The organism is Streptomyces sp. NPDC059874 (assembly GCF_042731135.1).
In the GTDB taxonomy this organism is placed as follows: domain Bacteria; phylum Actinomycetota; class Actinomycetes; order Streptomycetales; family Streptomycetaceae; genus Streptomyces.
On sequence record NZ_JBHWJY010000011.1, the window covers coordinates 1 to 25,730 of the forward strand.

Here is a 25,730-nt window from a genome sequence, read left to right on the forward strand (position 1 = left end):
GAACTCCGGATCCTCCTCGCCACCTGGGCCGGCGCCTGCCCCACCTGCCACCGCGACATACCCGCACGCGAATCAACCTGACCAAGCCCTACTAGTGCTGTGACCGGAAAGGTTCACCGGGTCACGGCGCGTCCCTCCGGGTCCGTGGTACCAGGTGAGCAGCCGCGCCAGGAAGGGTGTCGACCCGGTCCTGTTCCGGCGAACGGTGCGGCAGCCCTTCCACACGGCCCAGTTGCTCATGCGGCGCCTGAACCGCCATGCGTCTCTTCCCTGGTTACTCCCGCAACGCTCGAACCTCCCCACACCACCTGCCCGGTGACTCGGCGAATGCGTCCGGCTCGCCCGGCGAGTCGTGATCCGTTCCGACTCGGACATCCCCGCTCCCCCCTCGCGGTCCGGGGGCGTACCGGCGCGGCGGCGGATCGTAGACGGGTCTCCGGGGCAGGCGCGGCCGAGCCGGGAACCACCAACCCGCCGCCCACAAACCCACCTGAGCTGCGGTTTCGTAGAAACGCACGAACTACGGGGATCTCGGGCTGCTCAAGATCATGTTTTCAACGCCTGCCTGAAGCAGGCCTGTTGGCGATGTACTCCATGGGCAAGCAGAACCAACGAACGGGGAAAGTCTTGTCCGAGAAGTTGCCTGGCCGTCAGGTCGAGATCTCCTGGCCGGACCTCGGCATCACGGTCACCGCCGACCTTGATGACCGCAATCCGGAACTCGCGGATGCCCTGTGGGAGTCCCTGCCCTACCAGAGCCTCCAGGGCCACGCCCTGATCGCGGGAGAGCACCTCTACCACGTATCGCCGATACCCGCCCTGCTGCACACCCCCCACGCCACCCGCATCCCCGACCGGCGTGAGGCCCCCAACGGCACGGTGTTCCTCTCCGGCTTGCAGCACCTGGGCATCAAGTACGGAACCCTGACCGAGCCGATGCCCGCCACCCCGGTAGGCCAGATCCGTGAGGCGGACATGCCCGCCCTGCTGGAGGCCGGGGCCGCGATCTGGGACGCCGTCTACTCGACGAAGAAGCTGATCCGCGCCGAGGTCCGTCGCGCGGGCGAGCCGGGCGGCCACCGCATCCCGACGCTCCACGCCAACAACGCCGACGCCAGTGGCCTGATCGCCGACATCGTCGCCGAGACCGAGAAGATCTGGCTCGAGCCCCCGGCCGAGCTGGACGACCTCCACCGGGGCATCATTCCCTCCCAGGCGGGCAACTTCGGCACCGTCCTGCCCACCCTGCTGTTCGTCAACGGGGAGACCAGGCCCCTGGGTTACGCGGCGTACGGCGGCATCGTCCGCGCCGTCGTCCAGGGCATGCCCATGGAGTCCCTCGTCCACATGACCCGTCTCCTGGTCGGCGTCCCCGCCGAGTTCCTGGGCTACTGCGGTCTGGAGAAGCTGTGGGCGTTCACCCAGCGCTTCCTCGCCGTCCTGGACGACCTCGACCGTGACGACTTCTACGCCGTCGCCAGTCAGATGGCCCTCTACATCAACTGCCTCGGCGGCTGGAACCTCCAGCTGTACCCGTGGGAGACCGGGGACCACCTGCGCCAGCAGGGCGCGTAGCCGTGCCCGGGGCCGAGTCCGCCGAGGAGATGCCGAGGAGATGCCGAGGAGATGACGACACCGGCACTCAGCCCCGCCACCCGAACCCCCTCACCACAGGAGAAGGAAGACCTTGAGCGTCCTGCCTGCCCGCGCTGATGCCGTCGTCATCGGCGGGGGCGTGATCGGAACCTCCGCCGCCCACCACCTCGCCGAAGCCGGCGTGGACACCGTGCTGCTGGAACGCGGAGGCCTCGGCGGAGGGGCGTCCGCGCACACGGCGGGCATGGTCCGCACCTACTTCCCCGGCAACCCCGACACCGGTCGCAGGGCCGTGCGCAGCCTGAACGCCTATCACGACTTCGCCCGCCGCACCGCGGCTCCCCTCGCCCTGAAGCGGCTGGGGTTCATGGCGCTGTTCACCGACGAACAGCAGATCGCCGATTTCGAGGCCGGTCACCAGGCCCAGCGGGCCGCCGGCGTCCAGGTCGACCTGATCAGTGCCCGCGAAGCGGCCGAACTCAACCCGCTGGTCAACGAGCGCGCCGTCCTGGCCGCCGCATGGTCCCCCGAGGCGTACCACGTGGACGGCCTGGACATCGTCCGCGGGTACGCCGCCGGCGCCCGCAATCACGGCGCGCGCCTGTTCACCCACACACCCGTCACGGGCATCGACGACGACAACACCGTCCACACCCCGCAGGGCAGCATCAAGGCGGACACCATCGTGTGCACCGCCGGGCCCTGGGCCGGCGAGGTGGCGTCCATGGCATCGGTCGACCTGCCGCTGACGCCCCACACGATGGAGATGCTGCTCACCGACGTCCTGCCCGCCCCGCATCCCGAGCTGCCCATGACGATGCACGCCGCATCCGGTCTGCGGATCCGCTCGTGGAAGGACCGCGTCCTCCTCGCCATGGGCGCACCCAAGGCGGGGGAAACACGCGAAGCCTGGCTCGGCCGCATCGCCGGCCATCTCGGCGCGCTGTTCCCCGCGTTGGACGGCATCGGCCTGCACCGCGGGTGGAGCGGTGACTTCGACGCCAGCCCCGACAACAGCGCCTTCATCGGGGAACACCCCACCCGCCGCTTCCTGTACGCGGCCGGATTCACCGGCGCCGGCCTGTGCCAGGCACCCGCGGCCGGGGAGAAGCTCCGCGACCTGTTGCTCGCCAAGTAGACCTATAACAGGAAAGAATGCTGTGATTGTTCTCGGATGTAATGGTTTCAGTCGGGTGTCGGAGTTCTTCTCCGAACGCTTCGGCGCGACCGGCATCAACAAGCACTACCTCTTGGGCCACGACGCCGCCGCCGCACTCCTGATCGACGGCCGCCTGGTCGCCGCGGTGGAGGAAGAACGCCTCAACCGGGACAAGAAGACCACCGACTTCCCCGTGAACGCGATCGACTGGTGCCTGAAGGAAGCCGGGATCACGTTCGACGACGTCGACGTGTTCGCCTTCCCCTGGAACTGGTCCGCCCAGATCCTGGAGGAGATCCAGGACGGTATCCGCGCCTCGGCGGCGCCGGAGGACACGAAGGCCGGCCTCATCGGCAACATGACCGACCTGTTCGACAAGGTCGTCAGCCACGAGGCGATCCTCGCGGACTTCGAGGCCCGCACCGGACACCGCCCCGACCCGGCCAAGGTCCGCTTCGTTCCCCACCACCTGGCCCACGCCACGACCGGCTACTACCTCGCCGGCATGAAGGACGCGGCGTTCCTCGTCAGCGACGGCCGCGCCGAGCGCTTCTCGACCCTGACGGGCGAGATCCGCGACGGCAGGATCACCGTCTTCGACGACACCGTCACCGGCGCCCACTACTCCATGGGCACCCTGTTCTCCTCCATCACCCGCTTCCTCGGCTTCGTCCCCAACAACGACGAGTACAAGGTGATGGGCCTGGCCGGCTACGCCGAGCCGCCCGTTCCGAACCCGTTCATCGACAACCTCCTGAGGCTGCACGACGACGGCACGTACACCTTCAGCAAGCCCCTGGAGACCGACAACCTCCACAGCCACGACGCGCTGTTCGAGGAGTACTTCGGACCCTTCGAGGACACCCTCGAATACACGTCCGGCGTCGCCGCCGCAGCGCAGGAGATGCTGAACGTCGCCACCGCCCACCAGGTTCGCCACCTGGAGAAGCGGACGGATCTGGACCGGCTGTTGTTCGAGGGCGGCGTCGCCCTGAACTGCCTGAACAACACCCCACTGTTCGAGGGCTCGCGCTTCGAGGACATGCAGGTCAGCTTCGGCGCCTCCGACACCGGCATCACCATCGGAGCCGCGGCCCACGCCTGGCTGAACCACCCCGACACCGCACCCGCCGACATCGTGGCCGCCGCCGCACCCGTCAGCCCGTACCTGGGCCCGGCCTACGACGAGGCCGCGATCGAGGAGGCCATCGAGGGCTTCGCCGACCGCGTGGTCGCCTCGCGCCTGGACGACGGCGAGGTCGTCGAGCACGTGGCGAAGCTGCTGACGGAGAAGGTCGTCATCGGCTGGTTCGAAGGCCGCGTCGAGCACGGGCCGCGCGCGCTGGGGCACCGCAGCATCATCGCCAACCCGGGCTTCAGCGACATCAAGGACATCATCAACACCCGGGTCAAGCACCGCGAACCCTTCCGCCCGTTCGCTCCCCTCGTCCTCGAGGAGCAGGCGCCGAAGATCTTCGACATGGGGCGCAAGACCAGCTCCCCGTACATGACGTTCGTCTTCCCCGTCCGCGACGAGTACAAGGACCGGATCCCCGGCGCCGTGCACGTGGACGGCACCTCGCGCATCCAGACCCTGACGGACGAGGGAACCCCGCGGCTCACGGCGCTGCTGCGGAGGTTCATCGAACTCACCGACACGCCCTGCCTGATCAACACCTCGTTCAACGTCGCCGGCGAGCCCATCGTGTGCACGCCGACCGACGCCCTGAACTGCTTCATGGGTACCGAGATCGACTACCTGATCCTCGGGAACCACGTCATCACCAAGCGATGACCGTCAACCACCGCAAGAAGGAGAATTCCGTGCCGACGATCCAGCGCAAGCACACCATGTACCACTCCACCATCCTCGACGCCGACCCGGACACCGTGTGGGCGACCGTCCGCGACGCCATGCAGATCCTGGAGATGGTGTCCCCCGGCGACCTGGACGTCCACCGGGACGTCAGCTGGGTCGAGGGCGGCTCGGTGGAAACGGTCCCGGCGCGCTACGACTTCAAGCTCACGCTCAGCGGCAACGTCGTCCAGCAGGAGATCGCCGCCCGCGACGAGATCAACAGGACCCAGTCCTACCGGGCCGTCGCCCCCACCAGCGGAGTCGCCAACTACGAGGCCACCATCCGCATCTTCCCCATCACCAACGACCCGACCCGCAGTTTCTTCGACTGGTCGCGGATCCTGGAGATCGCCGAGGACGCCGACCTGAACGTGGTCGAGGGCATCATCGACATCATGGAGAAGCAGACCGACTGCGTACGCGACCACTTCGCGCAGACCTCGAAGTGAGTGACGTGACGACGCTCGTACTGCTGCGGCACGGCGAAACCCTGCTCACCCCCGGGCGGCGGATCTCCGGCAGCGGAGGATCCAACCCGGGACTCTCACCGGTCGGACGCCGCCAAGCCCAGGCGGCAGCAGACGCCCTCGCCCACCGCGGCGACATCGAGGCGGTCGTCACGTCACCGATGCGGCGCTGTCAGGAGACCGCTCAGGCCGTGGCCGCGCGCCTCGGCCTGAGCGTCCGGGTCGACCCGGACCTGCGGGAAGCGGACTTCGGCTCCTGGGAGGGTCTGACCTTCGGCGAAGTCCGCGAACGCTACCCGGACGACCTGAGCGCATGGTTCGCCTCGCCCGAGAGCCCGCCCACGGGCGCGGACGAGACCATGCGACAGGTCACCCGCCGGGTCGCCGCCGTACGAGACGGTCTCCTGGCCCGGCACGCCGGCGCCACGGTCCTGGTCGTCTCCCACGTCGTACCGGTCAGAACCCTGATCCGCCTCGCCCTCCAGGCCCCGCCACACAGCCTGTTCCGCATGGAAGTCGCGGCGGCCTCCCTGTCGACGGTGACGTACGAGGAGGACGGCACCGCCACGGTGCAGGCCCTCAACGACATCCATCACTTGAGCTGAACCGCGCGCCAAGGGGCCCGGCACGCGCCACGTGGTTTCGTGCCGGGCTGGACGCAACAGAGCCAGGCCGGGGTGACTGGGGACCGGCCGGGCTCTGGGCGTGCGCAGGAGTGCTGCTCTGGTCAAAACGACTCGTCGTGCAGGTCCTCTTCGCGCAGCAGGTCGTCCTCGCGGCGGCGCGAGGTCTCCTTCTGACCCGGCTTCTGTCCCTGCTTCTGTCCCTGCTTCTGTGCCTGCTCGTGGGACGGCTTGCCCGGCTGGGGGTGCGCGGGGTCCCCGGGGCGATGGTGGCTCTGCGCCTCGCGGCCCTTGCCCGGCTCCTGTCGCTTGTCCTGCTTACCGTCCATGACGGCGACTCCTCTTGGTGCGTGGGGTGCGGATTCCTCTCGGAACCACGCTCACACGCGCGGTGGCGGTCTGCATCACGTCGGCCGCGAAGCGAGGCACACGGGTGACGCCCGCCCGAAGGCCCAGGTCTCTGACCTGGGCCTTCATTGAGGTTGTCACACGCCCCTGAGAGCGGGTTCGAGTTCGGGCTTGGCCGCCGGCGGCCGGGGGGCGTCGTGGTCCCTGAACAGTTTGCCGGGCCACCACATCCATCGACCGACGTCCAGCGTCAGCGCGGTGACCAGCACCGAGCGGACGATCATGGTGTCCAGCAGCACGCCGAACGCCACCGCGAACCCGAGTTCGGCCGCGAACACCAGCGGCAGCGAGGCCATCGCCGCGAAGGTGCCGGCCAGCACCAGACCCGCTGAGGTGATCACACCCCCGGTGGTGGACAGACCCAGCAGCGCGCCGCGCCGGGTCCCCTCCACCAGCGCCACTTCGCGCACCCGGGTGACCAGGAAGATGTTGTAGTCGATGCCCAGGGCGACAAGGAACACGAACGTCAGGAGCGGGAACGAGGCTTCAGCGCCGGCGAAGTGGAACACCTGGTTGAACACCAGACTGCTCACGCCGAGGGCCGCTCCGAACGACAGCACCACCGTCGCCATGAGCAACAGCGGCGCGACGATCGCCCGCAGCAGCAGCGCGAGGATGAGGAGCACCACCACCAGCACGATGGGGATGATCACCTTGGAGTCGCGGGCGGCCGCTTCCTGAGTGTCGAGCGTGATCGCCGTGCTGCCGCCGACCTGGGCATCCGCGCCCTCGATCTCGTGGACCGCGATTCTGGCCTGCTCGACGGTGCGTATCGCGGCCTTGCCGCTGGGGTCGTCCTCGAGTTCCCCGAGCATGATGGCCTCGCCGTCCTTGACCGTCGGCGGCGAGACACCGACGACCCCCGGTACGCCGGACAGCGCGGCCCTCACCTGCTCCGCCGAGGCGGCCTTGGCCACGACGTAGACGGGATCGCCCGCCCCGGCCGGGAAGTGCTCGGACTGGATCTTCTCGCCGACGGCCATCTGCGGTGTGCTGGTGAACTGGTCCTTGTTGGAAAGTCCGTCGGCCTTGAGCCCGAGTACCCCGATCGCCATGATGCCGAGGACGAGCGTGGTGCCGATCCACACGATCCGCGGTCGACGGGAGACAGCGGTGCCGACCCGGTTCCAAATGCCTTCCTTGGTCGCCTCGGCCGATCCGTACGAGGGCTTCACCGGCCAGAAGATCCAGCGGCCGCAGATGACCAGCAGGGCCGGCATCAGGGTGACCATGGCGAGCAGCCCGACGAGGATGCCGACGGCACAGGCCGGTCCGAGCCCCTGGGTGGAGCTGAGAGTGGCCAGCATCAGCAGCGTCAGGCTGACCGCGACGGTCGCGGCGCTGGCGATGATCGCGGGACTGGAGCGGTACAGGGCCTCTGCCATCGCCTCGTGCCGGTCCTCGTGCCGCAGCAACTCCTCCCGGTACCGCGAGATGAGCAGGAGGGCGTAGTCGGTGGCGGCGCCGAACACCAACACGGTCAGGATGAAACTGGTCTGCTTGTTGACGACGAGTCCGGCGTTCTTCGCCAACAGGTAGATCACCGCCTCCGACGTGGCCAGGGCGACGCCCACGGTCAGCAGCGGCAGCAGTGGCAGCAACGGGCTGCGGTAGGTGAGCAGCAGCATCACGACGACGACCAGTGCGGTGATCGTGGTCAGGGCGCCCCCTCCGCTGAACGCCTTGATCGAGTCGGACGCGTAACCGGCCGGTCCGGTGACGTGGAAGCCGAGACCGTTGGCGTTCTCCTCACCGACCTTGGTGATCGCGTCGACGGTCCTGCCGATCCCTTCCCAGCCCGTCTTGTCCTTGCGGACCTGGACCACGGTCTGGATGGCCTTGCCGTCCTGGGCCTTCAACGGCCCCTGTGGCTCCCCGACAACGTTTTCAATGCCCTTGAAGGCTTCGGTGTCGGCCTGGGCCTCGGCCATGTCGGCAGCGGTGACGCCGTCGGGCCGGTCGTAGATCACGATCGCGGGCACGGTATCGGCGCGCTGGAAGTTCTCGGTCCGGGCGACGACCTTGGTCGACTCCGCGTTACCGGGCAGCCAGGCCGAGTTGTCGTTCTCCTCGACGTCGCCGAGCTGGCCGGCCAGCATCAGAACCGGGATCAGTAGGGCCGCCCAGAGCGCGAGGACGACCCATTTCCCCACTCTTCCACCGGGCAACGAAGCCAGTTTTCGCATCATGTCGGTTCCTCAATGTGCAGTGACGTAAGAGAACTTGCCGGTATTGGCGACGGTGTGGGACATCGAGGCTCTCCCGTCGCGGATGCGTTACGGGCTTTGAGCGATTCAGAACCCCGAAGTGTGAGGCCCCACCCCCGGAATGTGATCCACGCCTCATCGGCGGCCTCTGATGTCCGACAGGGCGGAGGCCGTCTCGGCGGTCAGGCGGCGCCGGCCGGGCGCGCCGTGCCGTGGGCACGGCGGCGCCCTTCGCCGGTGGGTCCGGAGAAAGGCGCCGGGGGGCCTCCGTGGACTAGGGGGTGCAAGTGGTGCGCGAAAGGCCCTCCGGGCAGGGCATTCCCGCGAGTTGATGTACGCGGAGGGTGCGGCGAGCATTGAGAGGCCTGGGCAACGCAAAAGCCCCAGGTCGCTGACCTGGGGCTTTGCCATGGAGCGGATGACGGGAATCGCACCCGCGCCATAAGCTTGGGAATCTCTGGCGCGCAGTGACCCATATGGCTTCTGACCTGCCGTTTCCTGTCCCGGCGGCTTCCGCCCGGACCGGGTGGCCATTGCCCGGCATCCGGAGACCGCCGCCCGGCTTCGCGTGCTCGAGGCCCGCGCCGGCGAGGTCACCGACCTCGCCGAGGCGCGTGACGTCGCCGCCGAGATCAGCCGCATTCGCAATGCCGCCGCCACCGAAGCAGGTATCCGTACGGTCGGCGGGCCGCCCGGTGACCGAGGACCGGTGGGTATGGGAGTACGCCTTCCACGCTGAGGATGAGGTCGGCTACCCGAAGGTTGTGCGCGATGAGGTCAAGGCCGTCGCCGACCAGATCGTCGAAGTTGCCAACCTGGGCATTGACCCGGCGGAACTCGGCGATCCCACCCCCGGCACAGCTCGCCGTCACATGCTCGCTTCCGGCGGATGGTTCGAGACCCAGACGCTTCCGCGGTTGCGGCCACGCCTCCTCGCCGTGGTCCTGGTCGTGCCGCCACTGCACCTGCTCCACCGCGGTCGCCGTCTCGCCCTTTGGCAAGAAGTGCTACCGGTCGCTCGAAGAGCTCCGCGCCAATCACCAGACGGGCAAGAAGGAGTTCCTCTTCGACCCTGACCGGAACGAGCTGCAGAAGTATGCCGCCGCACTGAACGACCCCCGCAACACCGAGATGCGCGGAGTGGAGACGGTCACCAACGATCCCGATTCTGTCGCCTACTGGCGCGTGATGATGGCGGCATACGGCGTCAAGGGCTATGCCCGCTACGTTCCCTGACCCACCCTGCACCGCCAAGGAGTACACCCGTGGACGCGTCCCAGCTCGCCGAACTGCGCACCATGTACGTCTTCACCCCCATAGAGGGGGAAAACTGGGGCCTGACGTACGACAGCTTGAAGGCCAGGCTTCTGGAGCGCGATCCGGACGAGTTCATCCGGGTGCAGGAGGGCGGGCAGATCCGAGGCTCGGCCATGCATTACGGCATCACCCTCGAAGGCGAAGAGCTGGAAGGGTACGCACGGGTTCAGCCGGAAGGCATCTCGATTCTCGACTCCACCGCCCAGGCGGCTGCGAACTTCGTCGGCTGGCTCCGGGAGCACGTCGTCCCCGAAGGGGCGGCGATGACCTTCAACACCGCATGGGGGCTGGAAGAGGATCTGCCCGACGCGGCTGTCCCCGATGTGACGCGCCCCCGGCTCATCGCAGCCTTCATCGCCCACCTTGAAGCCACCGGCTTGGAATGAGTGCAGAGCGGCGATGCAGCAGTGGCCGCCGCGTACGAAGAGGACGCTGGTGCAGGTGGGCTCCCCTGGGAGGTTCTCCTGTTGGGGCCAGGCACAGCGTGCCTGGCCCCAACGGCGTTTCCACGCCGCAGCTTGTCGAGGCGGTCGGACTGTCCCCTGGCTGTGGTCACGAGAGAGAGGTGGGCTTACGGGGTGGTGGGACGGCGGGGAGGAGCTCCCACAGGGGGTGTGATCCGCTGGCCCACTGGGCGAGGAGGTGGCGGTCGACCAGGTGGAGGCGTTGGGACTTGGCGAAGTTGGGGGCCTCCTTGGAGAACCGGCCGTTGGTGAGCATCACGATGACGTCGCCGCCGTGGATCTGGCGGCCGGTGCCGTTGAGGCGCTGGAGGTCGGGGGTGCCGACCGCAGACCCGGACCAGCCTTTCTTGCGGTGCTTGCACTGAATCACCCAACGTCTCCCGAACGGGTCCGTGGCCTTCACATCGGCTCCCTGGTCGCCACCCCCACCAACCTGCTCCGCGTCCTGACAGCCGTCTCGGCGCAGCAGGTCGCGCACGGCATACTCGAACTGGGTGTAGTGCAGGCCGTCCAGATGTTCCACCACGTACCGGAGGCCCTGCGCTCGTATGACCTCCCGGCGCGCTGCCTCTCTCTGCAGGTACATCCCGACTGCGACCACGCCTGCTAGAGCGGCGAGCGGGAGTAGGAGGATCCACAGGTGCTCGGCCACCCAGGACGCCATGGACACGATGAAGCTGGCTGCCACAGCGCCGACCATGCCGATCACCAAGAAGAATTGGAAGTCGGAACCCTTCTGCTTACGGGGCCGACGGCTTCGGATTGGCCGGCGCCGAGTGGGACGGTGGCTCACCGGCCGCTCCCTGCGCCGGGGAAAACAATCGGATACGAGACCGTCGGCTGCGGCAGCGGTGCCTGCTGGTTCTCCCATGCAGGCCACCTGATCGGGTAGACCACCGTGGATTGCGGCTGGGGTAACCCCTGTCCTGGCTCTGTACCCGCGCCTGCCGTCGTCGTGCCATTGCCGAGGATGAACGCTCCGGCCACGAATATGCCCAGCAGCGCGGTCTCCCGGCGTGCGCCGACCGGGAGTCGGACGTGACCTCTGACCGGAGTGCCGTCCGACCGCACGTAGTCCTTGATCCAGGGCACAGCTGCATCTCCCCCACCAGTCGCGTTACGCCTCCCTGCGCAACTGACCCATGAAAGCACCTGCCACTGACAACACGTCACCGATCGGTCGCTTCCTGTGATCATCGACCGGATCAGAGGTATCGGATGCTGCGCGCTGCCTGGGGCGTCTTCTCGCTGGCGAGGTCCGTGCGTATCGCGCGAACCGGGCTGTCTGCGTGCGCGGGCGTCCGTGCGGCTTTGGGGAGGTGAATTTGCGAACAGGGGGTTGCTTGTGGCCCAGATCGCATGAAATGGATCTCGCGATATGGGACGCCCCCGCGCCTGGGTGGTGCAAGTGGTGCATGAAGGGCCCTCTGGGTAGGGCATTCGCGGGAGTTGGGGCACGCGAAGGGCATGACAAGGCTTGAGAGGTCCAGACAACGAAGAAGGCCCAGGTCTGTGACCCGGGCCTTCTTGGAAGAGCGGATGACGGGAATCGAACCCGCGCTATAAGCTTGGGAAGCTCATGTTCTACCATTAAACTACATCCGCATATCGGTCCAGTTGCCTGGAGCCGTATCGTTGCTCACTGTACCCCATGGTCGACCCCCGGTGTATTTGCCGCGGGGTCGTTGTCATGTGTGGTGTGCACCGGAGCGTGTGTGCGCGGGAGTTGGGGCGTACCGTATGGGTTCGGAGCGGCGGCTGGAGTGGGTCCCGATCATCCCCTAATGTGGCGATTCGTCGCAGTACAGCTCGTGGGGAAAGGGACTCGATGGAGCACACCGTCGTCCGTTGTGCCGAAGGGCACGTTTTCAGTACCGCCTCCTTCCCGCTGCAGCATCTCGGTGCCGGCCGGATCGGGCCGGGACGGCTGCTGCGGTGTCCGCGGTGCGCGCGGTTGCGGCAGGCCGTGCCCGTGGGTGGCGCCAAGCGGTAGGAGCAGGGCCGGGGCGCGCGGGGCGCCGCTCTCGATTGGGGGTGGCCCGTGCGCCTGCGTATCCTCGGGACGTGCTTCTCTCTGACAAAGACATCCGGGCCGAGATCGACAGCGGACGGGTTCGCATCGACCCGTTCGAGGAATCGATGGTGCAGCCCTCCAGCATCGACGTACGCCTCGACCGGTTCTTCCGGGTGTTCGAGAACCACCGGTACGCCCACATCGACCCCGCCATCGAGCAGGCCGACCTGACCCGCATGGTCGAGCCGGAGGGGGATGAAGCCTTCATCCTGCACCCCGGTGAGTTCGTCCTCGCCTCGACGTACGAGGTCATCTCGCTGCCCGACGACATCGCCTCCAGACTGGAGGGGAAGTCCAGCCTCGGCCGCCTCGGCCTGGTGACGCATTCGACCGCCGGGTTCATCGACCCCGGGTTCTCGGGTCACGTGACCCTGGAGCTGTCGAACCTCGCCACGCTGCCGATCAAGCTCTGGCCGGGCATGAAGATCGGGCAGCTGTGCATGTTCCGCCTCAGCTCGCCCGCGGAGTTCCCGTACGGCAGCGACCGCTACGGATCCAGGTACCAGGGGCAGCGCGGACCGACCGCCTCGCGCTCCTTCCAGAACTTCCACCGCACCCAGGTGAGGCACGAGGCATGAGTGACGTAGTACGCGAAAACCTCTCCTACGAGGGGTTCGGGCGCGCCGTGCGCGAGCTGGCGCAGACCATCGCCGACGACGGCTACGAGCCCGACATCATCCTGAGCATCGCCCGGGGCGGGGTGTTCGTCGCGGGCGGGCTGGCGTACGCGCTCGACTGCAAGAACATCCACCTCGTGAACGTGGAGTTCTACACGGGCGTCGGGACCACGTTGGAGATGCCGGTCATGCTGGCGCCCGTGCCCGAGGCGATCGACTTCACGAACAAGAAGGTGCTGATCGCCGACGACGTCGCCGACACCGGCAAGACGCTGAAGCTGGTGCACGACTTCTGCCTCGGCCACGTCGCCGAGGTGCGCTCCGCCGTCATCTACGAGAAGTCGCACTCCCTGGTGCAGTGCGAGTACGTCTGGAAGCGCACCGACGACTGGATCGAGTTCCCCTGGTCCGTCCAGCCGCCCGTCGTGAAGCGTGAGGGACAGGTCCTCGACGCCTAGAGGGACTCCGGGGACTCCGGGCAGAAGCAAGGGGCCCGCCGTGCGGTGATCGCGCGGCGGGCCCCTTGCTTCTGCGTGTCCGAGGGTTACAGCGTGCCCAACTTGATGATCGACAGCAGCGCGATCAGTTGGATCGCGGACGCCCCCAGCGCCTTCGGCCAGGGCAGGTCGTGCGACTTGCTGATCAGCGAGGTGAAGAGCGCGCCGGCCGCCACCCAGGTGGCCCAGCCCAGGACCTGGACCACGCCGTTGTCGCCGCCCAGGAACACCGCGAAGAGCAGGCGCGGGGCGTCCGACAGCGACATCACCAGCATCGACAGGCCCACGGTCGGCTGCCAGGCCCCGTCGCCGCCCAGCTGGCGGGCCAGCGTGTGCGTGACCGCGCCCAGGAGCAGGCCGCAGATGACGAAGGCGGCACCGGCGGAGAGGACGATCGGGACGGCCTTCGACAGGGTCGCGTTGATCACGTCCTGGCGGGCGTCGTCGAGGCCGAAGACCGCGAGGAGCCCGTAGAGGAAGGTCACGGTCAGCGCCGGGCCCCAGACGGCGTGGTCGCGCATCTGGAGGAAGGTCTGCCCTGGCCGGGTCACGATGCCGCGGAGCAGCTCCTTCCAGGGCAGTCGCGGCCCGGCCGGCGCCGGCGGGGCCCCGCCGGCCTGGTACGTCGCGCCCTGGCCGTACGGGTCCTCGCCGAAGGCGAAGACCTGGGTGTGCCCCGGGTTGTCGTTCGTGTAGCCCGGGCCGGGCCCTCCGTGGCCGTACGGGGGCTGCTGCGGGGGCTGCTGTCCGTACGGGTCGAAGTACTCGGGCTCACCGTGCCCCCCGGCGCCCGGCTGCGGCCACTGCTGCTGCGGGGGCGGAGGTCCGGCGGGAGGGTAGGGCTGCCGGCCGTACGGTGGCGGTTGCCGGCCGTACGGCTGCTGCTGCGGGGGTTGTTGGGGCGGGCGGTTGTTGTCCCGGCCGCGTCCGATCCTGAATCCAGCCACGTGATCGAACGTACCTGGTCCTGCGGGTCCTGGTGGCCGGGCGGCCGGAACACGCACCCTTTGCGGCTGACCTGTGACATCCCTTAGGGGAACCCCGAGCTGTCTGATTTACGCGTTTGCGTCGCATTCTGCGGGCCTTCGTTACGTTGCCGACGGAATACGCACATATCGGGTCCGTAGCTTCGTGTGTGTCGACGGAAGACAGACCGACCGAACGAGCACGAGAAGAGCCACCCGCCATGCGCCGCACCACCCGCCGCACCACCCTCCGTACCGCCGCCGTCGTCACCGGCGCGGCCGCCGTCCTGGCCCTCCCGGTCGGGTCCGCCTTCGCGGACTCCCCGGCCGTCCCGGAGCCGGAGGTGTTGCCCGGCATCGAGCAGCCGTCGGTGGACCCGTCCGTGGAGCCGTCGGTGGAGCCGTCGGTGAAGCCCTCGGTGGACCCGACCGTCCCGCCGGCCAAGCCGAGCCGGAGCGTGCGTGCGTACGTCACCACCGTGAAGCTGGCCGACGGCTCCGTCGCCAAGGTCTACAAGATCTCCGACCGCCACTTCGAGGCGGACATCTTCTCCGGCTCCACGAAGCTGGACACGCTGGTCAGCAAGGGCGGGGGCGCGGCGTACGGGCAGAGCAACGGACTGCACGTGGTCCTCCAGCCGAACGGCACCGTGACCTCGTGGGTCGAGGGCGGCGAGAAGCCGGGGCCGAAGCCGAAGCCGAAGCCGGAGGTCAAGAAGGAGAGCTCGGTCCGGGTGACCACGCCCGACGGGCGGATCGCCAAGCTGGTCGACGGCCGCGGCGGCAAGCGCGTCGACATTTCCCTGCCGAACGGCAACGCCCTCGGCACGATCGACCTGAAGCACCCGAGCCTGTGGAACGACGGCTGGGCGTACAAGCTCGTCCAGGACGGGAAGCGGGTGAAGTTCGTCGTCATCGACGGCAAGGGCGGCGGGAACAGCTGGGTCTACGACTCCAACGGCAAGCTGATCGAGAAGTACACCGTGGACCCGAAGAAGGACGCCAAGACGTACGTCGCCGAGCCCGTCGTCGACAAGGTCGTCCCGAAGGGCGGCGTGAAGGCCGGCGCGGAAGGGGTCACCACGCCGAAGGGCGACACCCCTCTGCTGCTCGCCTCGGGCGGCGGCATGGCCGCGGTCGGTGCGGCGGGTCTGGGCTTCGCCATGCTGCGTCGCAACCGGTCCTCCGACCAGGCCTGACGTCCTGCCCTGAACGCCGGAACGGCCGGTCCCCGAGTGGGGACCGGCCGTTCCGGCGTGGTGCGGTGTGAGGGTGCGCCCAGGGCCTACTTGGCGTCCTCGGGCTTCGCCTCGGGCTTCGCCTCAGCCTCGGCCGGAGCCTCTGCCTTCGCCTCGGGCTCGGCTTCGGCCTCGGGCTCGGCATCTGCCTTCGCCTCGGGCTCGGCCCCAGCCTCGGCCGGAGCCTCTGCCTTCGGCGCGGGCTCGGCCTCTGCGGTCTCGGCGACCGGCTCGCCCTTGCCCTCGCCCTCGCCCTCGGCCTCGGCAGCGGCCTTCGCCTCGGCCTCTGCCTTGGCTTCGGCTTCCGCCTTGGCCGCGGCCTCGGCCTCTGCCTTGGCCGCGGCTTCGGCTTCCGCCTTTGCCTTCGCCTCGGCGGCAGCCTTCGCCTTCGCCTCCGCCTCGGCCTTGGCGGCGGCCTCCGCGGCAGCGGCCTCGGCGGCCTCCGCGGCGGCGGCCTCGGCCAGTTCCGCCTCCGTCGGGCCCGGCGCCTTCACCGACTCCAGGAGGAGCTGGGCGACGTCGACGACCTGGACGTGTTCCTTGGCCTGGCCGTCGTTCTTCTTGCCGTTCACCGAGTCGGTCAGCATGACCAGGCAGAACGGGCAGGCGGTCGAGACGATGTCCGGGTTCAGGGAGAGGGCCTCGTCCACGCGCTCGTTGTTGATGCGCTTGCCGATCCGCTCCTCCATCCACATCCGCGCGCCACCCGCGCCGCAGCAGAAGCCCCGCTCCTTGTGGCGGTGCATCTCCTGCTGGCGCAGCCCCGGCACGGCCGACATGATCTCGCGCGGCGGCGTGTAGACCTTGTTGTGGCGGCCCAGGTAGCACGGGTCGTGGTACGTGATCAGCCCGTCGACCGGCGTGACCGGCGTCAGCCGACCCTCGTCGATCAGGTGCTGGAGCAGCTGCGTGTGGTGGATGACCTCGTACTCGCCGCCCAGCTGCGGGTACTCGTTCGCGATGGTGTTGAAGCAGTGCGGGCAGGTGGAGACGATCCGCTTCGCCGACTTCGGCTTCTTGGTCGACTCGTCCTCGTCGTCCTCGCCGAAGGCCATGTTCAGCATGGCCACGTTCTCCTGGCCCAGCTGCTGGAACAGCGGCTCGTTGCCCAGGCGGCGCGGGGAGTCACCGGTGCACTTCTCGTCGCCGCCCATGATCGCGAACTTGACGCCCGCGATGTTCAGGAGCTCCGCGAAGGCCTTCGTGGTCTTCTTGGCCCGGTCTTCCAGGGCGCCCGCGCAGCCGACCCAGTACAGGTAGTCGAACTCCGAGAGGTCCTCCGCGTCCTTGCCGATGATCGGGACCTCGAAGTCCACCTCCTTGGTCCACTCGACGCGCTGCTTCTTGGCCAGGCCCCAGGGGTTGCCCTTCTTCTCCAGGTTCTTGAGCATCGTGCCCGCCTCCGACGGGAACGCGCTCTCGATCATCACCTGGTAGCGCCGCATGTCGACGATGTGGTCGATGTGCTCGATGTCGACCGGGCACTGCTCCACGCACGCACCGCAGGTGGTGCAGGACCACAGCACGTCCGGGTCGATGACGCCGTTCTCCTCGGCGGTGCCGATCAGCGGGCGCTCGGCCTCGGCGAGGGCGGACGCCGGGACGTCCTTCAGCTGCTCCGCCGTGGCCTTCTCGTTGCCCTCCATGTCCTTGCCGCCACCGGCGAGCAGGTACGGGGCCTTGGCGTGCGCGTGGTCGCGCAGCGACATGATCAGGAGCTTCGGGGACAGCGGCTTGCCCGTGTTCCAGGCGGGGCACTGCGACTGGCAGCGGCCGCACTCGGTGCACGTGGAGAAGTCGAGGATGCCCTTCCAGGAGAACTGCTCGACCTGCGAGACGCCGAAGACGTCGTCCTCGCCCGGCTCCTCGAAGTCGATCTCCTTGCCACCGCTGGTCATCGGCTGGAGGGCGCCGAGGGCGGTGGAACCGTCCGCGTTGCGCTTGAACCAGATGTTCGGGAAGCCGAGGAAGCGGTGCCAGGCGACACCCATGTTGGTGTTGAGCGAGACCGTGATCATCCAGGTGAAGGACGTGACGATCTTGAGCGCCGCGAAGAAGTACGTGAGGTGCTGCAGCGTGCTCAGGCTCAGCCCGTCGAACGCGGCGATCAGCGGGTACGAGGCGAAGAAGCCGGGCTCCCAGCCGTCGACGCCGTGCTGGGCCCCCTCCAGCGCGCGCAGCGTCATGATGCAGACGCCGACGATCAGGATGACGGCTTCGACGAAGTACGCCTGGCCCGTCTTGGAGCCCGTGAAACGGGACTTGCGCCCCGCCCCGCCCGGCCGGTTCAGCTGCCGGATCACGATCAGGGTCACGATGCCGAGCACGGTCATCAGGCCGAGGAACTCGGTGAAGATCTCGTACGGCAGCCAGTCACCGATGATCGGGATCAGCCAGTCGGCCTGGAAGAGCTGACCGAAGGCGTTGACGATGGTCAGCAGCAGCGAGAAGAAGCCCACCGCCACGAACCAGTGCGCGAACCCGACGATGCCCCAACGGTTCATGCGGGTGTGGCCGAGGAACTCCTTGACCAGCGTGATGGTGCGCTGCGTGGGGTCGCCGGTGCGCGTGCCCGCGGGCACTGGCTGGCCGAGGCGCACGAAGTGGTAGATCTGCGCGGTGGCACGGCCGAACAGCGCGACGGCTACCACCGTGATGACCAGCGACACGATGATCGCGGCGAGTTGCATGGGAGGGCTCCTCGGGCGGCACTTACTAAGCGGTAACTTATTGAGTCAAGGCATGAGGTTACCCACTCCCGACGCCGCAATGTAGCTGAGCGCGCGGTGATCTGTGTCGCTCAGGCATGCCTTTGCCGGTAGGCGGCCCGCGGGGTCTGCGCGAGGATCGCCAGGTCCATCCCCAGCCAGTGGTTCTCCACATAGTGTCGGTCCAGCAGCGCCATTTCCTCCCATGGGAGGTCCGAGCGCGCGCTCACCTGCCAGAGTCCGGTCATTCCGGGGCGTACGAGGAGCCGGTCGGCGCGGTCCGTACGAGGCTCGGGGCGCGGGCCGACCAGGGACATCTCTCCGCGCAGCACGTTGATCAACTGGGGCATCGCGTCGAGCCCGCACCGCTCCACGGCCGAGCCGAGCCGGCCGGCGTCGGCGGTGCGGAGCCGCCAAGTCCGGAACGGCCGTCCGGTCAGGCCGGCCGCGGGCTCCCGTACGAAGGGCCGCCCGCCCTGGGTCACGTACAGCAGCCCGGTCGCCAGTGCGAGCGGCGCGGCGCACAGGGCCAGCAGGATCAGCGCCCCGGCGAGGTCGAGCACCCGCTTCGCCTGCGGGGCGGCGGGTACCCGCACCCGCGGAGCGATGAGTGTGAGGGGCATGCCAGCACCGTGCCGTACGCCTCCGGCGGTCTTGGGGTGCCGCGCGGCGTGGTGACCCGTTCGGCTGCGGCGCCGCCGCCGGGGCTCCGCCCCGAACCCCGCGCCTCAAACGCCGGCGAGGCTGAAATCCAGCGCCGCCGGCGTTTGAGGCGTGGGTGTGGGGCGGAGCCCCAGGAGGGCGGGCCGCGGGCGCCCCAAAGGGTTGCGCGTAAGGGCGGCCTAAAGGTTGAGTCGACCTGACTCAGCTCTGTTGACGTTCGCGCCGAGATGCGTCATGGTTGAGTCTGTTCCACTCAAGTCAGCTGGAGGAATTGAAATGGCACGTGCGGTCGGCATCGACCTGGGCACCACTAACTCCGTCGTCAGCGTTCTGGAAGGCGGCGAGCCCACCGTCATCACCAACGCCGAGGGCGCCAGGACCACGCCGTCCGTCGTCGCCTTCGCCAAGAACGGCGAGGTCCTCGTCGGCGAGGTGGCCAAGCGCCAGGCGGTCACGAACGTGGACCGGACCATCCGCTCCGTCAAGCGCCACATGGGCACTGACTGGAAGATCAACCTGGATGGCAAGGACTTCAACCCGCAGCAGATGAGCGCCTTCATCCTGCAGAAGCTGAAGCGCGACGCCGAGGCGTACCTGGGTGAGAAGGTCACGGACGCGGTCATCACCGTCCCGGCCTACTTCAACGACTCCGAGCGTCAGGCGACGAAGGAGGCCGGTGAGATCGCGGGTCTGAACGTCCTGCGCATCGTCAACGAGCCGACCGCCGCCGCCCTGGCCTACGGTCTCGACAAGGACGACCAGACCATTCTCGTCTTCGACCTCGGTGGCGGCACGTTCGACGTGTCGCTCCTGGAGATCGGCGACGGTGTCGTCGAGGTCAAGGCCACCAACGGTGACAACCACCTCGGTGGCGACGACTGGGACCAGCGCGTCGTCGACTACCTCGTGAAGCAGTTCCAGAACGGCCACGGCGTCGACCTGTCCAAGGACAAGATGGCGCTCCAGCGTCTGCGCGAGGCCGCCGAGAAGGCGAAGATCGAGCTGTCCTCCTCCACGGAGACCACGATCAACCTGCCGTACATCACGGCCTCCGCCGAGGGCCCGCTGCACCTGGACGAGAAGCTCACGCGCTCGCAGTTCCAGCAGCTGACCGCGGACCTGCTCGACCGCTGCAAGACCCCGTTCCACAACGTGATCAAGGACGCGGGCATCAACCTGTCCGAGATCGACCACGTGGTCCTGGTCGGCGGCTCCACCCGCATGCCGGCCGTCGCCGAGCTCGTCAAGGAGCTCACCGGCGGTCAGGACGCCAACAAGGGCGTCAACCCGGACGAGGTCGTCGCCATCGGCGCGACGCTGCAGGCCGGTGTGCTCAAGGGTGAGGTCAAGGACGTCCTGCTCCTCGACGTGACCCCGCTGTCCCTGGGTATCGAGACCAAGGGCGGCATCATGACCAAGCTCATCGAGCGCAACACCACGATCCCGACCAAGCGGTCGGAGATCTTCACGACGGCCGAGGACAACCAGCCGTCCGTGCAGATCCAGGTCTACCAGGGTGAGCGCGAGATCGCGGCGTACAACAAGAAGCTCGGCATGTTCGAGCTGACCGGCCTGCCGCCGGCCCCGCGTGGCGTCCCGCAGATCGAGGTCTCCTTCGACATCGACGCGAACGGCATCATGCACGTCACGGCCAAGGACCTCGGCACGGGCAAGGAGCAGAAGATGACCGTCACCGGCGGTTCTTCGCTCGGCAAGGACGAGGTCGACCGCATGCGCCAGGAGGCGGAGCAGTACGCGGACGAGGACCACCGTCGCCGCGAGGCCGCCGAGTCCCGCAACCAGGGCGAGCAGCTCGTCTACCAGACGGAGAAGTTCGTCAAGGACAACGAGGACAAGGTCCCGGCCGAGGTCAAGACCGAGGTCGAGGCCGCCGTCGCCGAGCTGAAGGAAACGCTCAAGGGCGAGGACACCGCCGAGATCCGCACCGCGACCGAGAAGCTCGCCGCGGTCAGCCAGAAGCTGGGCCAGGCGATCTACGCCGACGCGCAGGCCGCCCAGGGCGCCGCGGGTGCCGCTGCCGGTGACGCCGCCTCGGACAAGGCCGACGACGACGTCGTCGACGCCGAGATCGTCGACGACGAGAAGCCGAAGGGCGGCGCTGCCTGATGTCGGAGGAGACCCCGGGCTTCGAGGAGAAGCCCGAAGTCCCCGCCGACGGCACGCCCGAGGAGCCGAAGGCCGCCGAGTCCGAGAAGGACGAGGCGGCCCCGGCCGGGGACGCAAGCGCAGCTCAGGACGTAGCCCTGCTGGCGCAGCTGGACCAGGCCCGTACCGCGCTCAGCGAGCGCACCACGGACCTCCAGCGGCTCCAGGCGGAGTACCAGAACTACCGCCGCCGGGTGGAGCGGGACCGGATCACCGTCAAGGAGATCGCGGTCGCGTCCCTCCTGACGGAGCTGCTCCCGACCCTGGACGACATCGGCCGCGCGCGGGAGCATGGCGAGCTGGTCGGCGGCTTCAAGTCGGTGGCCGAATCGCTGGAGACGGTCGCCGCCAAGATGGGGCTGCAGCAGTTCGGCAAGGAGGGCGAGCCCTTCGACCCGACGATCCACGAGGCCCTGATGCACTCGTACGCGCCGGACGTCACCGAGACGACCTGCGTGGCGATCCTGCAGCCGGGGTACCGGATCGGCGAGCGTACGATCCGTCCCGCACGGGTCGCGGTGGCCGAGCCCCAGCCGGGCGCGGCCCCCAAGTCCGAGTCGTCGGAAGGCGACGCGTCGTCCGACAAGGACGCGGATGCAGCCGACAACGGCTGAGGTTGAACAAGTAGCGGAGCGGGAGGAGGGACACCGGGGATGAGCACGAAGGACTTCGTCGAGAAGGACTACTACAAGGTCCTCGGTGTCCCGAAGGACGCCACCGAGGCCGAGATCAAGAAGGCGTACCGGAAGCTCGCCCGCGAGTTCCACCCGGACGCCAACAAGGGCGACGCCTCCGCCGAGGAGCGCTTCAAGGAGATCTCCGAGGCCAACGACGTCCTCGGCGACTCCAAGAAGCGCAAGGAGTACGACGAGGCCCGCGCGCTGTTCGGGAACGGTGGCTTCCGCCCCGGTCCCGGCGCGGGCGGCGGCTCGTTCAACTTCGACCTGGGCGACCTCTTCGGCGGCACCCAGCCGGGTGGCGCCGGGGCCGGCGGTTTCGGCGGCGGCCTCGGTGACGTCTTCGGCGGCCTGTTCGGCGGCCGGGGCGGCACGGCCGGCGCCGGCACCCGTACCCAGCCGCGCCGCGGCCAGGACATCGAGTCGGAGGTCACCCTCTCCTTCACGGAGGCGGTGGACGGGGCCACGGTCCCGCTCCGGATGTCCTCCCAGGCGCCCTGCAAGGCCTGCGCGGGCACCGGCGACAAGAACGGCACGCCGCGCGTGTGCCCGACCTGTGTCGGCACCGGCCAGGTCTCGCGCGGCAGCGGCGGCGGCTTCTCGCTGACCGACCCCTGCGCGGACTGCAAGGGCCGCGGCCTGATCGCGGAGACCCCTTGCGAGGTCTGCAAGGGCAGCGGCCGGGCCCGTTCCTCTCGCACCATGCAGGTCCGGATCCCGGCGGGCGTCTCCGACGGCCAGCGGATCCGGCTGCGCGGCAAGGGCGCTCCGGGTGAGCGCGGCGGTCCCGCGGGCGACCTCTACGTCGTCGTGCACGTCGACTCCCACCCGGTGTTCGGCCGCAAGGACGACAACCTGACGGTGACCGTGCCGGTGACGTTCGCCGAGGCGGCCCTGGGCGCCGACATCAAGGTCCCGACCTTGAACGGCCCCGCGGTGACGCTGAAGCTGCCGCCGGGCACTCCGAACGGCCGCACCATGCGGGCCCGCGGCAAGGGAGCGGTCCGCAAGGACGGCACCCGCGGCGACCTGCTGGTCACGGTGGAGGTCGCGGTTCCCACGGAGCTGTCGGACAAGGCGCGTGAGGCGCTGGAGATGTACCGCGAGGCGACGGAGTTCCAGGACCCGCGCTCCGCGCTGTTCGAGTCCGCGAAGGGAGCATGACCATGGACGGCCGCCGACGACAGTCCTCCCGCTTGGGCGGGGGCTACCAGCTCACCGACGAGACCCCGGTCTACGTGATCTCGGTGGCCGCCCAGCTCTCCGGTCTGCATCCGCAGACCCTTCGCCAGTACGACCGTCTCGGCCTGGTCTCCCCGGACCGTACGGCCGGGCGGGGCCGGCGCTACTCGGCCCGGGACATCGAACTGCTCCGCACGGTGCAGGCGTTGTCCCAGGACGAGGGCATCAACCTGGCGGGCATCAAGCGGATCATCGAGTTGGAGAACCAGGTCGCCGCGCTCCAGCAGCGCGTGGCCGAGCTCTCCGCCGCGGTGGACGGCGCGGCCGTGGCCATGCAGCAGCGCGAGGCCCAGGTACACGCCTCGTACCGGCGCGACCTGGTCCCGTACCAGCCGCCGCAGCCGGGCAACGCCCTGGTGGTCTGGCGTCCGGCGCCGAAGCGTCCGATGGACTGACGGTTTTCGGCCAACTCGTGCATATGCGCAAGGCCCCTGCCCGGGAACGGGCGGGGGCCTTCCGTTTGTGTGGGAACCCGGGGGCGCTCAGGACAGTGGGTGTTCCGGGCTGTCGAGAATGCCGGACTGGGCGATGAGGAAGCCGAGTTGGGCGCGGCTGCCGCTGCCCAGGGCGGCGGCCAGCTTGGCGATGTGCGCGCGGCAGGTCCGTACGTTCATCCCCAGCCGGCGCGCGATGGCCTCGTCCACGTGGCCTTCGACGAGCAGTTGGGCGATGGAGCGCTGCACGCCGGAGATGCCGTCGGGGGTGTGCGTGTAGGTGACCTCGTCGCGCAGCGGGACGGCCCGGCGCCAGAGTTGCTCGAAGACCTTGATGAGGTAGTCGACGAGGCCGGGGTGGCGCAGCTCCAGGGCCACCCGGCGGTCGTCGCGCGCGGGGATGAAGGCGACGGTCCGATCGAAGACGATGAGCCGCTCGATGAGCTCCTCCAGCGTGCGGATCTCCACCTTGCCCGCGGACATCCGCTCCACGTAGGCGAGCGTGCCCTGGCTGTGGCGGACGGTGTGTTGGTATAGCGTGCGGATGCTCACGCCGCGGTCGATCAGGGGCTGTTCGCGTTCGAGCGCCTGGCTCAGCGAGATCGACGGCCGGGCGCCTCCCGGCTGTACCGTCAGCACCTCCGTGTGACACTCGGCCGAGGCGAGGTCGAGGGCCGCGCTGATGTGGTCGAAGCCTTCCAGGACCGTGATCGCGTGGGTGCTCGACGGGGTCTGCGCGCTGATCGCGAGGAACGGCTCAAAAGCGTCGGATAGTTCTACGGAGTGTCGCCGCCGCTCCTGGATCTCGCGTTCGAGCGGATGCAGTCGTTGGGCGAGTGCGACGGACGGTGGAACCGGACGCAGCGAGTTCTCGTCGTCTGGATCGGGATGCAGAAGATTGAATTCCAGCAGGCAAGGAGCGTTTTCAACTTCTGCTCGGGCGACCCGGCCGGCGCTCAGTGCGGTGGCGTACAGGCGTGCGCCCTCGTCGCACAGGGTCGTCACAGGGTGGGGATGTGTCGGTGTTGTGCTGATTTTCGGCAAATCTCCACCCCCCAGGGTCCTGAACATGCAAGAACATGATGCATCGTCCTTGTGGCACGGACGTGCCCGAATGAGCCATCGTCAGTCACGCGGGGGAGAGGATTCCATCAAGTGAGGACGAAGCCGACCATGTATAAGAGAATGCTTCGCTCGGCGCTTGCCGTTGTTTTCTCCGCCACGGTGGCATACGGCGCACTCGGGGGCGGTGGTGTCGGCTCCGGCGGCACCGGGTCCGTCGAGGCGACGATCGTGCAGTCGGACCAGGGCAGGCACGACTCTGCCGGCGAGTTGGACACGGGCTGGCACACTGCTCCGGCGGACGGGGCGAACGCATGACCCCCGACGATCGCGGCTTCCGTCGCGAAATGGCCTCCGCGTACCGCTCCGGATGGCAGTTCATCGATCTGGCCACGGCGATCCCCCATCCCGGCGACTCCCTGGTCGTCACCTTGTTCGGGCAGCCGATCGTCGTCGTGCGCGAGGAGGATGAAGACGTCCGGGCCTACCGCTGCCTGCGTCGCCCCCGCGGCGCGCCGCAGCCCGTCCGCTGCGAGGTGCGCTACGGAATGGTCTTCGTCAACCTCGATCAGCGGGACCACCAGCTCTTCGAACCCGATATCACCACCGCCACCCCCCGCAGTGCCTGAAGCGATTCCCCCGTCGTTGCAGATCGCTCAGGTGCTACCCCCACACAACGGCGCCATCGTGGACCTGACCACGATGGCGCCGTTGTGGCGTCCGCGTCCATGCGTCGACCGGACAAGTTTCGGCTACGGCCTCAGGCCCGGCCCATGGCCCTCTCCAGCGTGATCTCCAGGACCACCCGGTCGGGATTGGGCGACGGAGTGCGCCCGTACCGCTGCGCGTAGCGCGCCACCGCCTCGGCGACCGCGGCCTCGTCCGTACGGATCACCGCGCGCCCCTCCAGGGTGGCCCAGCGGCGCCCCTCCATCTGGCAGACCGCGACGCGGGGCCCGCCCGGCTCGGTCGCCTGGGCCGCCAGGACGTTGCGGACCTTCTTGCTGTGCTTGTTGCTGATCACCCGGGCCAGGCCGGCCTCAGGGTCGTACGTCACGCCCACCGGGACCACGTGCGGGGAGCCGTCGGGCCTGGGGGTGGTCAGCGTGCAGACGTGCCGCTCCCGCCAGAAGGCGAGGTACTCGGGCGTCGGGTTGAGTACGTCATGGGACATGGCCCGAAGGGTACGGGCAGCCCGGCCCCCGATCGCCCTTGAGTGGAATAGACTCAACTTTGCATACGCTGACCATGTCAGAGTTGCCGTTACCCCTTGGGGAGAGGAGAAGAC

23 protein-coding genes, 1 tRNA gene and 1 pseudogene are annotated in these 25,730 nt (G+C 68.6%); 16 read left to right on the forward strand and 9 right to left on the reverse strand.

Annotated elements, in window-relative coordinates; genetic code table 11:
• The first annotated feature begins 627 nt into the window (after positions 1–627).
• The 5 genes from ACFV9H_RS08815 (at position 628) to ACFV9H_RS08835 (ending at position 5,685) form a co-directional block, all read left to right on the forward strand.
• Positions 628–1,575 (forward strand): hypothetical protein, encoded by a 948-nt coding sequence (locus ACFV9H_RS08815; RefSeq protein WP_385395299.1) that lies wholly within the window; start codon positions 628–630, stop codon positions 1,573–1,575.
• A 112-nt stretch (positions 1,576–1,687) separates the two neighbouring features.
• Positions 1,688–2,734 (forward strand): NAD(P)/FAD-dependent oxidoreductase, encoded by a 1,047-nt coding sequence (locus tag ACFV9H_RS08820; protein WP_385395302.1) that lies wholly within the window; start codon positions 1,688–1,690, stop codon positions 2,732–2,734.
• A gap of 55 nt (positions 2,735–2,789) precedes the next feature.
• Positions 2,790–4,550: a carbamoyltransferase gene (locus tag ACFV9H_RS08825; protein WP_385395305.1), complete on the forward strand. Its 1,761-nt coding sequence runs from the start codon at positions 2,790–2,792 to the stop codon at positions 4,548–4,550.
• Entirely contained in the window at positions 4,547–5,062 is a 516-nt protein-coding gene (locus tag ACFV9H_RS08830; protein ID WP_385395308.1) for an SRPBCC family protein, read from the forward strand. The genes ACFV9H_RS08825 and ACFV9H_RS08830 overlap by 4 nt, the downstream gene beginning before the upstream one ends.
• A 5-nt stretch (positions 5,063–5,067) precedes the next feature.
• Positions 5,068–5,685 carry a histidine phosphatase family protein gene (locus tag ACFV9H_RS08835; RefSeq protein WP_385395311.1) on the forward strand — a complete coding sequence of 206 codons (618 nt, stop codon included), beginning with the start codon at positions 5,068–5,070 and terminating at the stop codon, positions 5,683–5,685.
• A gap of 122 nt (positions 5,686–5,807) precedes the next feature.
• Here the strand turns inward: ACFV9H_RS08835 and ACFV9H_RS08840 are convergent, their stop codons facing one another.
• Both ACFV9H_RS08840 and ACFV9H_RS08845 read right to left on the reverse strand, forming a co-directional pair.
• Positions 5,808–6,032, reverse strand: a complete 225-nt coding sequence (locus ACFV9H_RS08840) for a hypothetical protein (RefSeq protein WP_385395314.1) — start codon at positions 6,030–6,032, stop codon at positions 5,808–5,810.
• Positions 6,033–6,188: 156 nt separating this feature from the next.
• Positions 6,189–8,300 carry an MMPL family transporter gene (locus tag ACFV9H_RS08845; protein WP_385395316.1) on the reverse strand — a complete coding sequence of 704 codons (2,112 nt, stop codon included), beginning with the start codon at positions 8,298–8,300 and terminating at the stop codon, positions 6,189–6,191.
• A 544-nt stretch (positions 8,301–8,844) separates the two neighbouring features.
• On the opposite strand from ACFV9H_RS08845, the gene ACFV9H_RS08850 reads away from it, so the two are divergent.
• The 3 genes from ACFV9H_RS08850 (at position 8,845) to ACFV9H_RS08860 (ending at position 10,021) form a co-directional block, all read left to right on the forward strand.
• Entirely contained in the window at positions 8,845–9,057 is a 213-nt protein-coding gene (locus ACFV9H_RS08850) for a hypothetical protein (protein ID WP_385395319.1), read from the forward strand.
• 68 nt (positions 9,058–9,125) lie between these two features.
• Entirely contained in the window at positions 9,126–9,554 is a 429-nt protein-coding gene (locus ACFV9H_RS08855) for a restriction endonuclease fold toxin-2 domain-containing protein (protein ID WP_385395322.1), read from the forward strand.
• Between the two features lie 29 nt (positions 9,555–9,583).
• Positions 9,584–10,021 (forward strand): hypothetical protein, encoded by a 438-nt coding sequence (locus ACFV9H_RS08860; protein WP_385395324.1) that lies wholly within the window; start codon positions 9,584–9,586, stop codon positions 10,019–10,021.
• Between the two features lie 166 nt (positions 10,022–10,187).
• On the opposite strand, the gene ACFV9H_RS08865 is transcribed toward ACFV9H_RS08860, so the two are convergent.
• Positions 10,188–10,787 (reverse strand): restriction endonuclease, encoded by a 600-nt coding sequence (locus ACFV9H_RS08865; RefSeq protein WP_385395327.1) that lies wholly within the window; start codon positions 10,785–10,787, stop codon positions 10,188–10,190.
• Positions 10,788–11,633: 846 nt separating this feature from the next.
• Positions 11,634–11,704 (reverse strand) — tRNA-Gly (locus ACFV9H_RS08870).
• A gap of 459 nt (positions 11,705–12,163) precedes the next feature.
• Here ACFV9H_RS08870 and dcd point away from each other — a divergent pair.
• Together dcd and ACFV9H_RS08880 are read left to right on the forward strand one after the other, a co-directional pair.
• Entirely contained in the window at positions 12,164–12,751 is a 588-nt protein-coding gene (gene dcd, locus ACFV9H_RS08875; protein ID WP_365164857.1) for a dCTP deaminase, read from the forward strand.
• Positions 12,748–13,248 carry a phosphoribosyltransferase gene (locus ACFV9H_RS08880; protein ID WP_385395330.1) on the forward strand — a complete coding sequence of 167 codons (501 nt, stop codon included), beginning with the start codon at positions 12,748–12,750 and terminating at the stop codon, positions 13,246–13,248. The genes dcd and ACFV9H_RS08880 overlap by 4 nt, the downstream gene beginning before the upstream one ends.
• A gap of 86 nt (positions 13,249–13,334) precedes the next feature.
• On the opposite strand, the gene ACFV9H_RS08885 is transcribed toward ACFV9H_RS08880, so the two are convergent.
• On the reverse strand, positions 13,335–14,234 hold the full coding sequence (locus tag ACFV9H_RS08885; RefSeq protein ID WP_385395332.1) for a Yip1 family protein: 900 nt from the start codon (positions 14,232–14,234) through the stop codon (positions 13,335–13,337).
• Positions 14,235–14,473: 239 nt separating this feature from the next.
• Between ACFV9H_RS08885 and ACFV9H_RS08890 the strand changes: the two genes are divergently transcribed.
• Positions 14,474–15,451, forward strand: coding sequence for a hypothetical protein (locus ACFV9H_RS08890; protein ID WP_385395335.1), 978 nt, complete (start codon positions 14,474–14,476; stop codon positions 15,449–15,451).
• A gap of 479 nt (positions 15,452–15,930) precedes the next feature.
• Here ACFV9H_RS08890 and ACFV9H_RS08895 read toward each other — a convergent pair.
• Positions 15,931–18,180: pseudogene (locus tag ACFV9H_RS08895) on the reverse strand ((Fe-S)-binding protein); the annotation flags it as partial.
• A gap of 110 nt (positions 18,181–18,290) precedes the next feature.
• Entirely contained in the window at positions 18,291–18,821 is a 531-nt protein-coding gene (locus ACFV9H_RS08900; RefSeq protein ID WP_385395338.1) for a sugar transferase, read from the reverse strand.
• A gap of 316 nt (positions 18,822–19,137) precedes the next feature.
• Between ACFV9H_RS08900 and dnaK the strand changes: the two genes are divergently transcribed.
• From dnaK to ACFV9H_RS08920, 4 genes are read left to right on the forward strand one after another with little or no spacing between them, the layout of a single operon-like run.
• Positions 19,138–20,988, forward strand: coding sequence for a molecular chaperone DnaK (gene dnaK, locus ACFV9H_RS08905; RefSeq protein ID WP_385395340.1), 1,851 nt, complete (start codon positions 19,138–19,140; stop codon positions 20,986–20,988).
• Positions 20,988–21,641 carry a nucleotide exchange factor GrpE gene (gene grpE / locus ACFV9H_RS08910; protein ID WP_385395343.1) on the forward strand — a complete coding sequence of 218 codons (654 nt, stop codon included), beginning with the start codon at positions 20,988–20,990 and terminating at the stop codon, positions 21,639–21,641. The genes dnaK and grpE overlap by 1 nt, the downstream gene beginning before the upstream one ends.
• A gap of 39 nt (positions 21,642–21,680) precedes the next feature.
• Positions 21,681–22,868: a molecular chaperone DnaJ gene (gene dnaJ / locus ACFV9H_RS08915; protein ID WP_385395345.1), complete on the forward strand. Its 1,188-nt coding sequence runs from the start codon at positions 21,681–21,683 to the stop codon at positions 22,866–22,868.
• Positions 22,869–22,870: 2 nt separating this feature from the next.
• Entirely contained in the window at positions 22,871–23,341 is a 471-nt protein-coding gene (locus ACFV9H_RS08920; RefSeq protein WP_385395348.1) for a heat shock protein transcriptional repressor HspR, read from the forward strand.
• Between the two features lie 87 nt (positions 23,342–23,428).
• Here the strand turns inward: ACFV9H_RS08920 and ACFV9H_RS08925 are convergent, their stop codons facing one another.
• Positions 23,429–24,451, reverse strand: coding sequence for a helix-turn-helix transcriptional regulator (locus tag ACFV9H_RS08925; protein ID WP_385395350.1), 1,023 nt, complete (start codon positions 24,449–24,451; stop codon positions 23,429–23,431).
• Between the two features lie 305 nt (positions 24,452–24,756).
• Here ACFV9H_RS08925 and ACFV9H_RS08930 point away from each other — a divergent pair, with 305 nt between their 5' ends.
• A complete protein-coding gene (locus ACFV9H_RS08930) occupies positions 24,757–25,071 on the forward strand; it encodes a (2Fe-2S)-binding protein (protein WP_385395353.1) in 315 nt (104 codons plus the stop codon).
• Between the two features lie 131 nt (positions 25,072–25,202).
• Here ACFV9H_RS08930 and ACFV9H_RS08935 read toward each other — a convergent pair whose 3' ends face one another.
• Positions 25,203–25,616 carry a pyridoxamine 5'-phosphate oxidase family protein gene (locus ACFV9H_RS08935; RefSeq protein ID WP_385395356.1) on the reverse strand — a complete coding sequence of 138 codons (414 nt, stop codon included), beginning with the start codon at positions 25,614–25,616 and terminating at the stop codon, positions 25,203–25,205.
• Between the last annotated feature and the right edge of the window lie 114 nt (positions 25,617–25,730).

What these genes read in the sequence shown, in the direction of transcription:
- ACFV9H_RS08830 (WP_385395308.1), top strand. Translation starts at nt 4,547, where the DNA reads ATGACCGTCAACCACCGCAAGAAGGAGAATTCCGTGCCGACGATCCAG.
- ACFV9H_RS08840 (WP_385395314.1), bottom strand. Translation starts at nt 6,032, where the DNA reads ATGGACGGTAAGCAGGACAAGCGACAGGAGCCGGGCAAGGGCCGCGAG.
- ACFV9H_RS08845 (WP_385395316.1), bottom strand. Translation starts at nt 8,300, where the DNA reads ATGATGCGAAAACTGGCTTCGTTGCCCGGTGGAAGAGTGGGGAAATGG.
- ACFV9H_RS08880 (WP_385395330.1), top strand. Translation starts at nt 12,748, where the DNA reads ATGAGTGACGTAGTACGCGAAAACCTCTCCTACGAGGGGTTCGGGCGC.
- ACFV9H_RS08890 (WP_385395335.1), top strand. Translation starts at nt 14,474, where the DNA reads ATGCGCCGCACCACCCGCCGCACCACCCTCCGTACCGCCGCCGTCGTC.
- ACFV9H_RS08900 (WP_385395338.1), bottom strand. Translation starts at nt 18,821, where the DNA reads ATGCCCCTCACACTCATCGCTCCGCGGGTGCGGGTACCCGCCGCCCCG.
- dnaK (WP_385395340.1), top strand. Translation starts at nt 19,138, where the DNA reads ATGGCACGTGCGGTCGGCATCGACCTGGGCACCACTAACTCCGTCGTC.
- grpE (WP_385395343.1), top strand. Translation starts at nt 20,988, where the DNA reads ATGTCGGAGGAGACCCCGGGCTTCGAGGAGAAGCCCGAAGTCCCCGCC.
- dnaJ (WP_385395345.1), top strand. Translation starts at nt 21,681, where the DNA reads ATGAGCACGAAGGACTTCGTCGAGAAGGACTACTACAAGGTCCTCGGT.
- ACFV9H_RS08920 (WP_385395348.1), top strand. Translation starts at nt 22,871, where the DNA reads ATGGACGGCCGCCGACGACAGTCCTCCCGCTTGGGCGGGGGCTACCAG.
- ACFV9H_RS08925 (WP_385395350.1), bottom strand. Translation starts at nt 24,451, where the DNA reads ATGTTCAGGACCCTGGGGGGTGGAGATTTGCCGAAAATCAGCACAACA.
- ACFV9H_RS08930 (WP_385395353.1), top strand. Translation starts at nt 24,757, where the DNA reads ATGACCCCCGACGATCGCGGCTTCCGTCGCGAAATGGCCTCCGCGTAC.
- ACFV9H_RS08935 (WP_385395356.1), bottom strand. Translation starts at nt 25,616, where the DNA reads ATGTCCCATGACGTACTCAACCCGACGCCCGAGTACCTCGCCTTCTGG.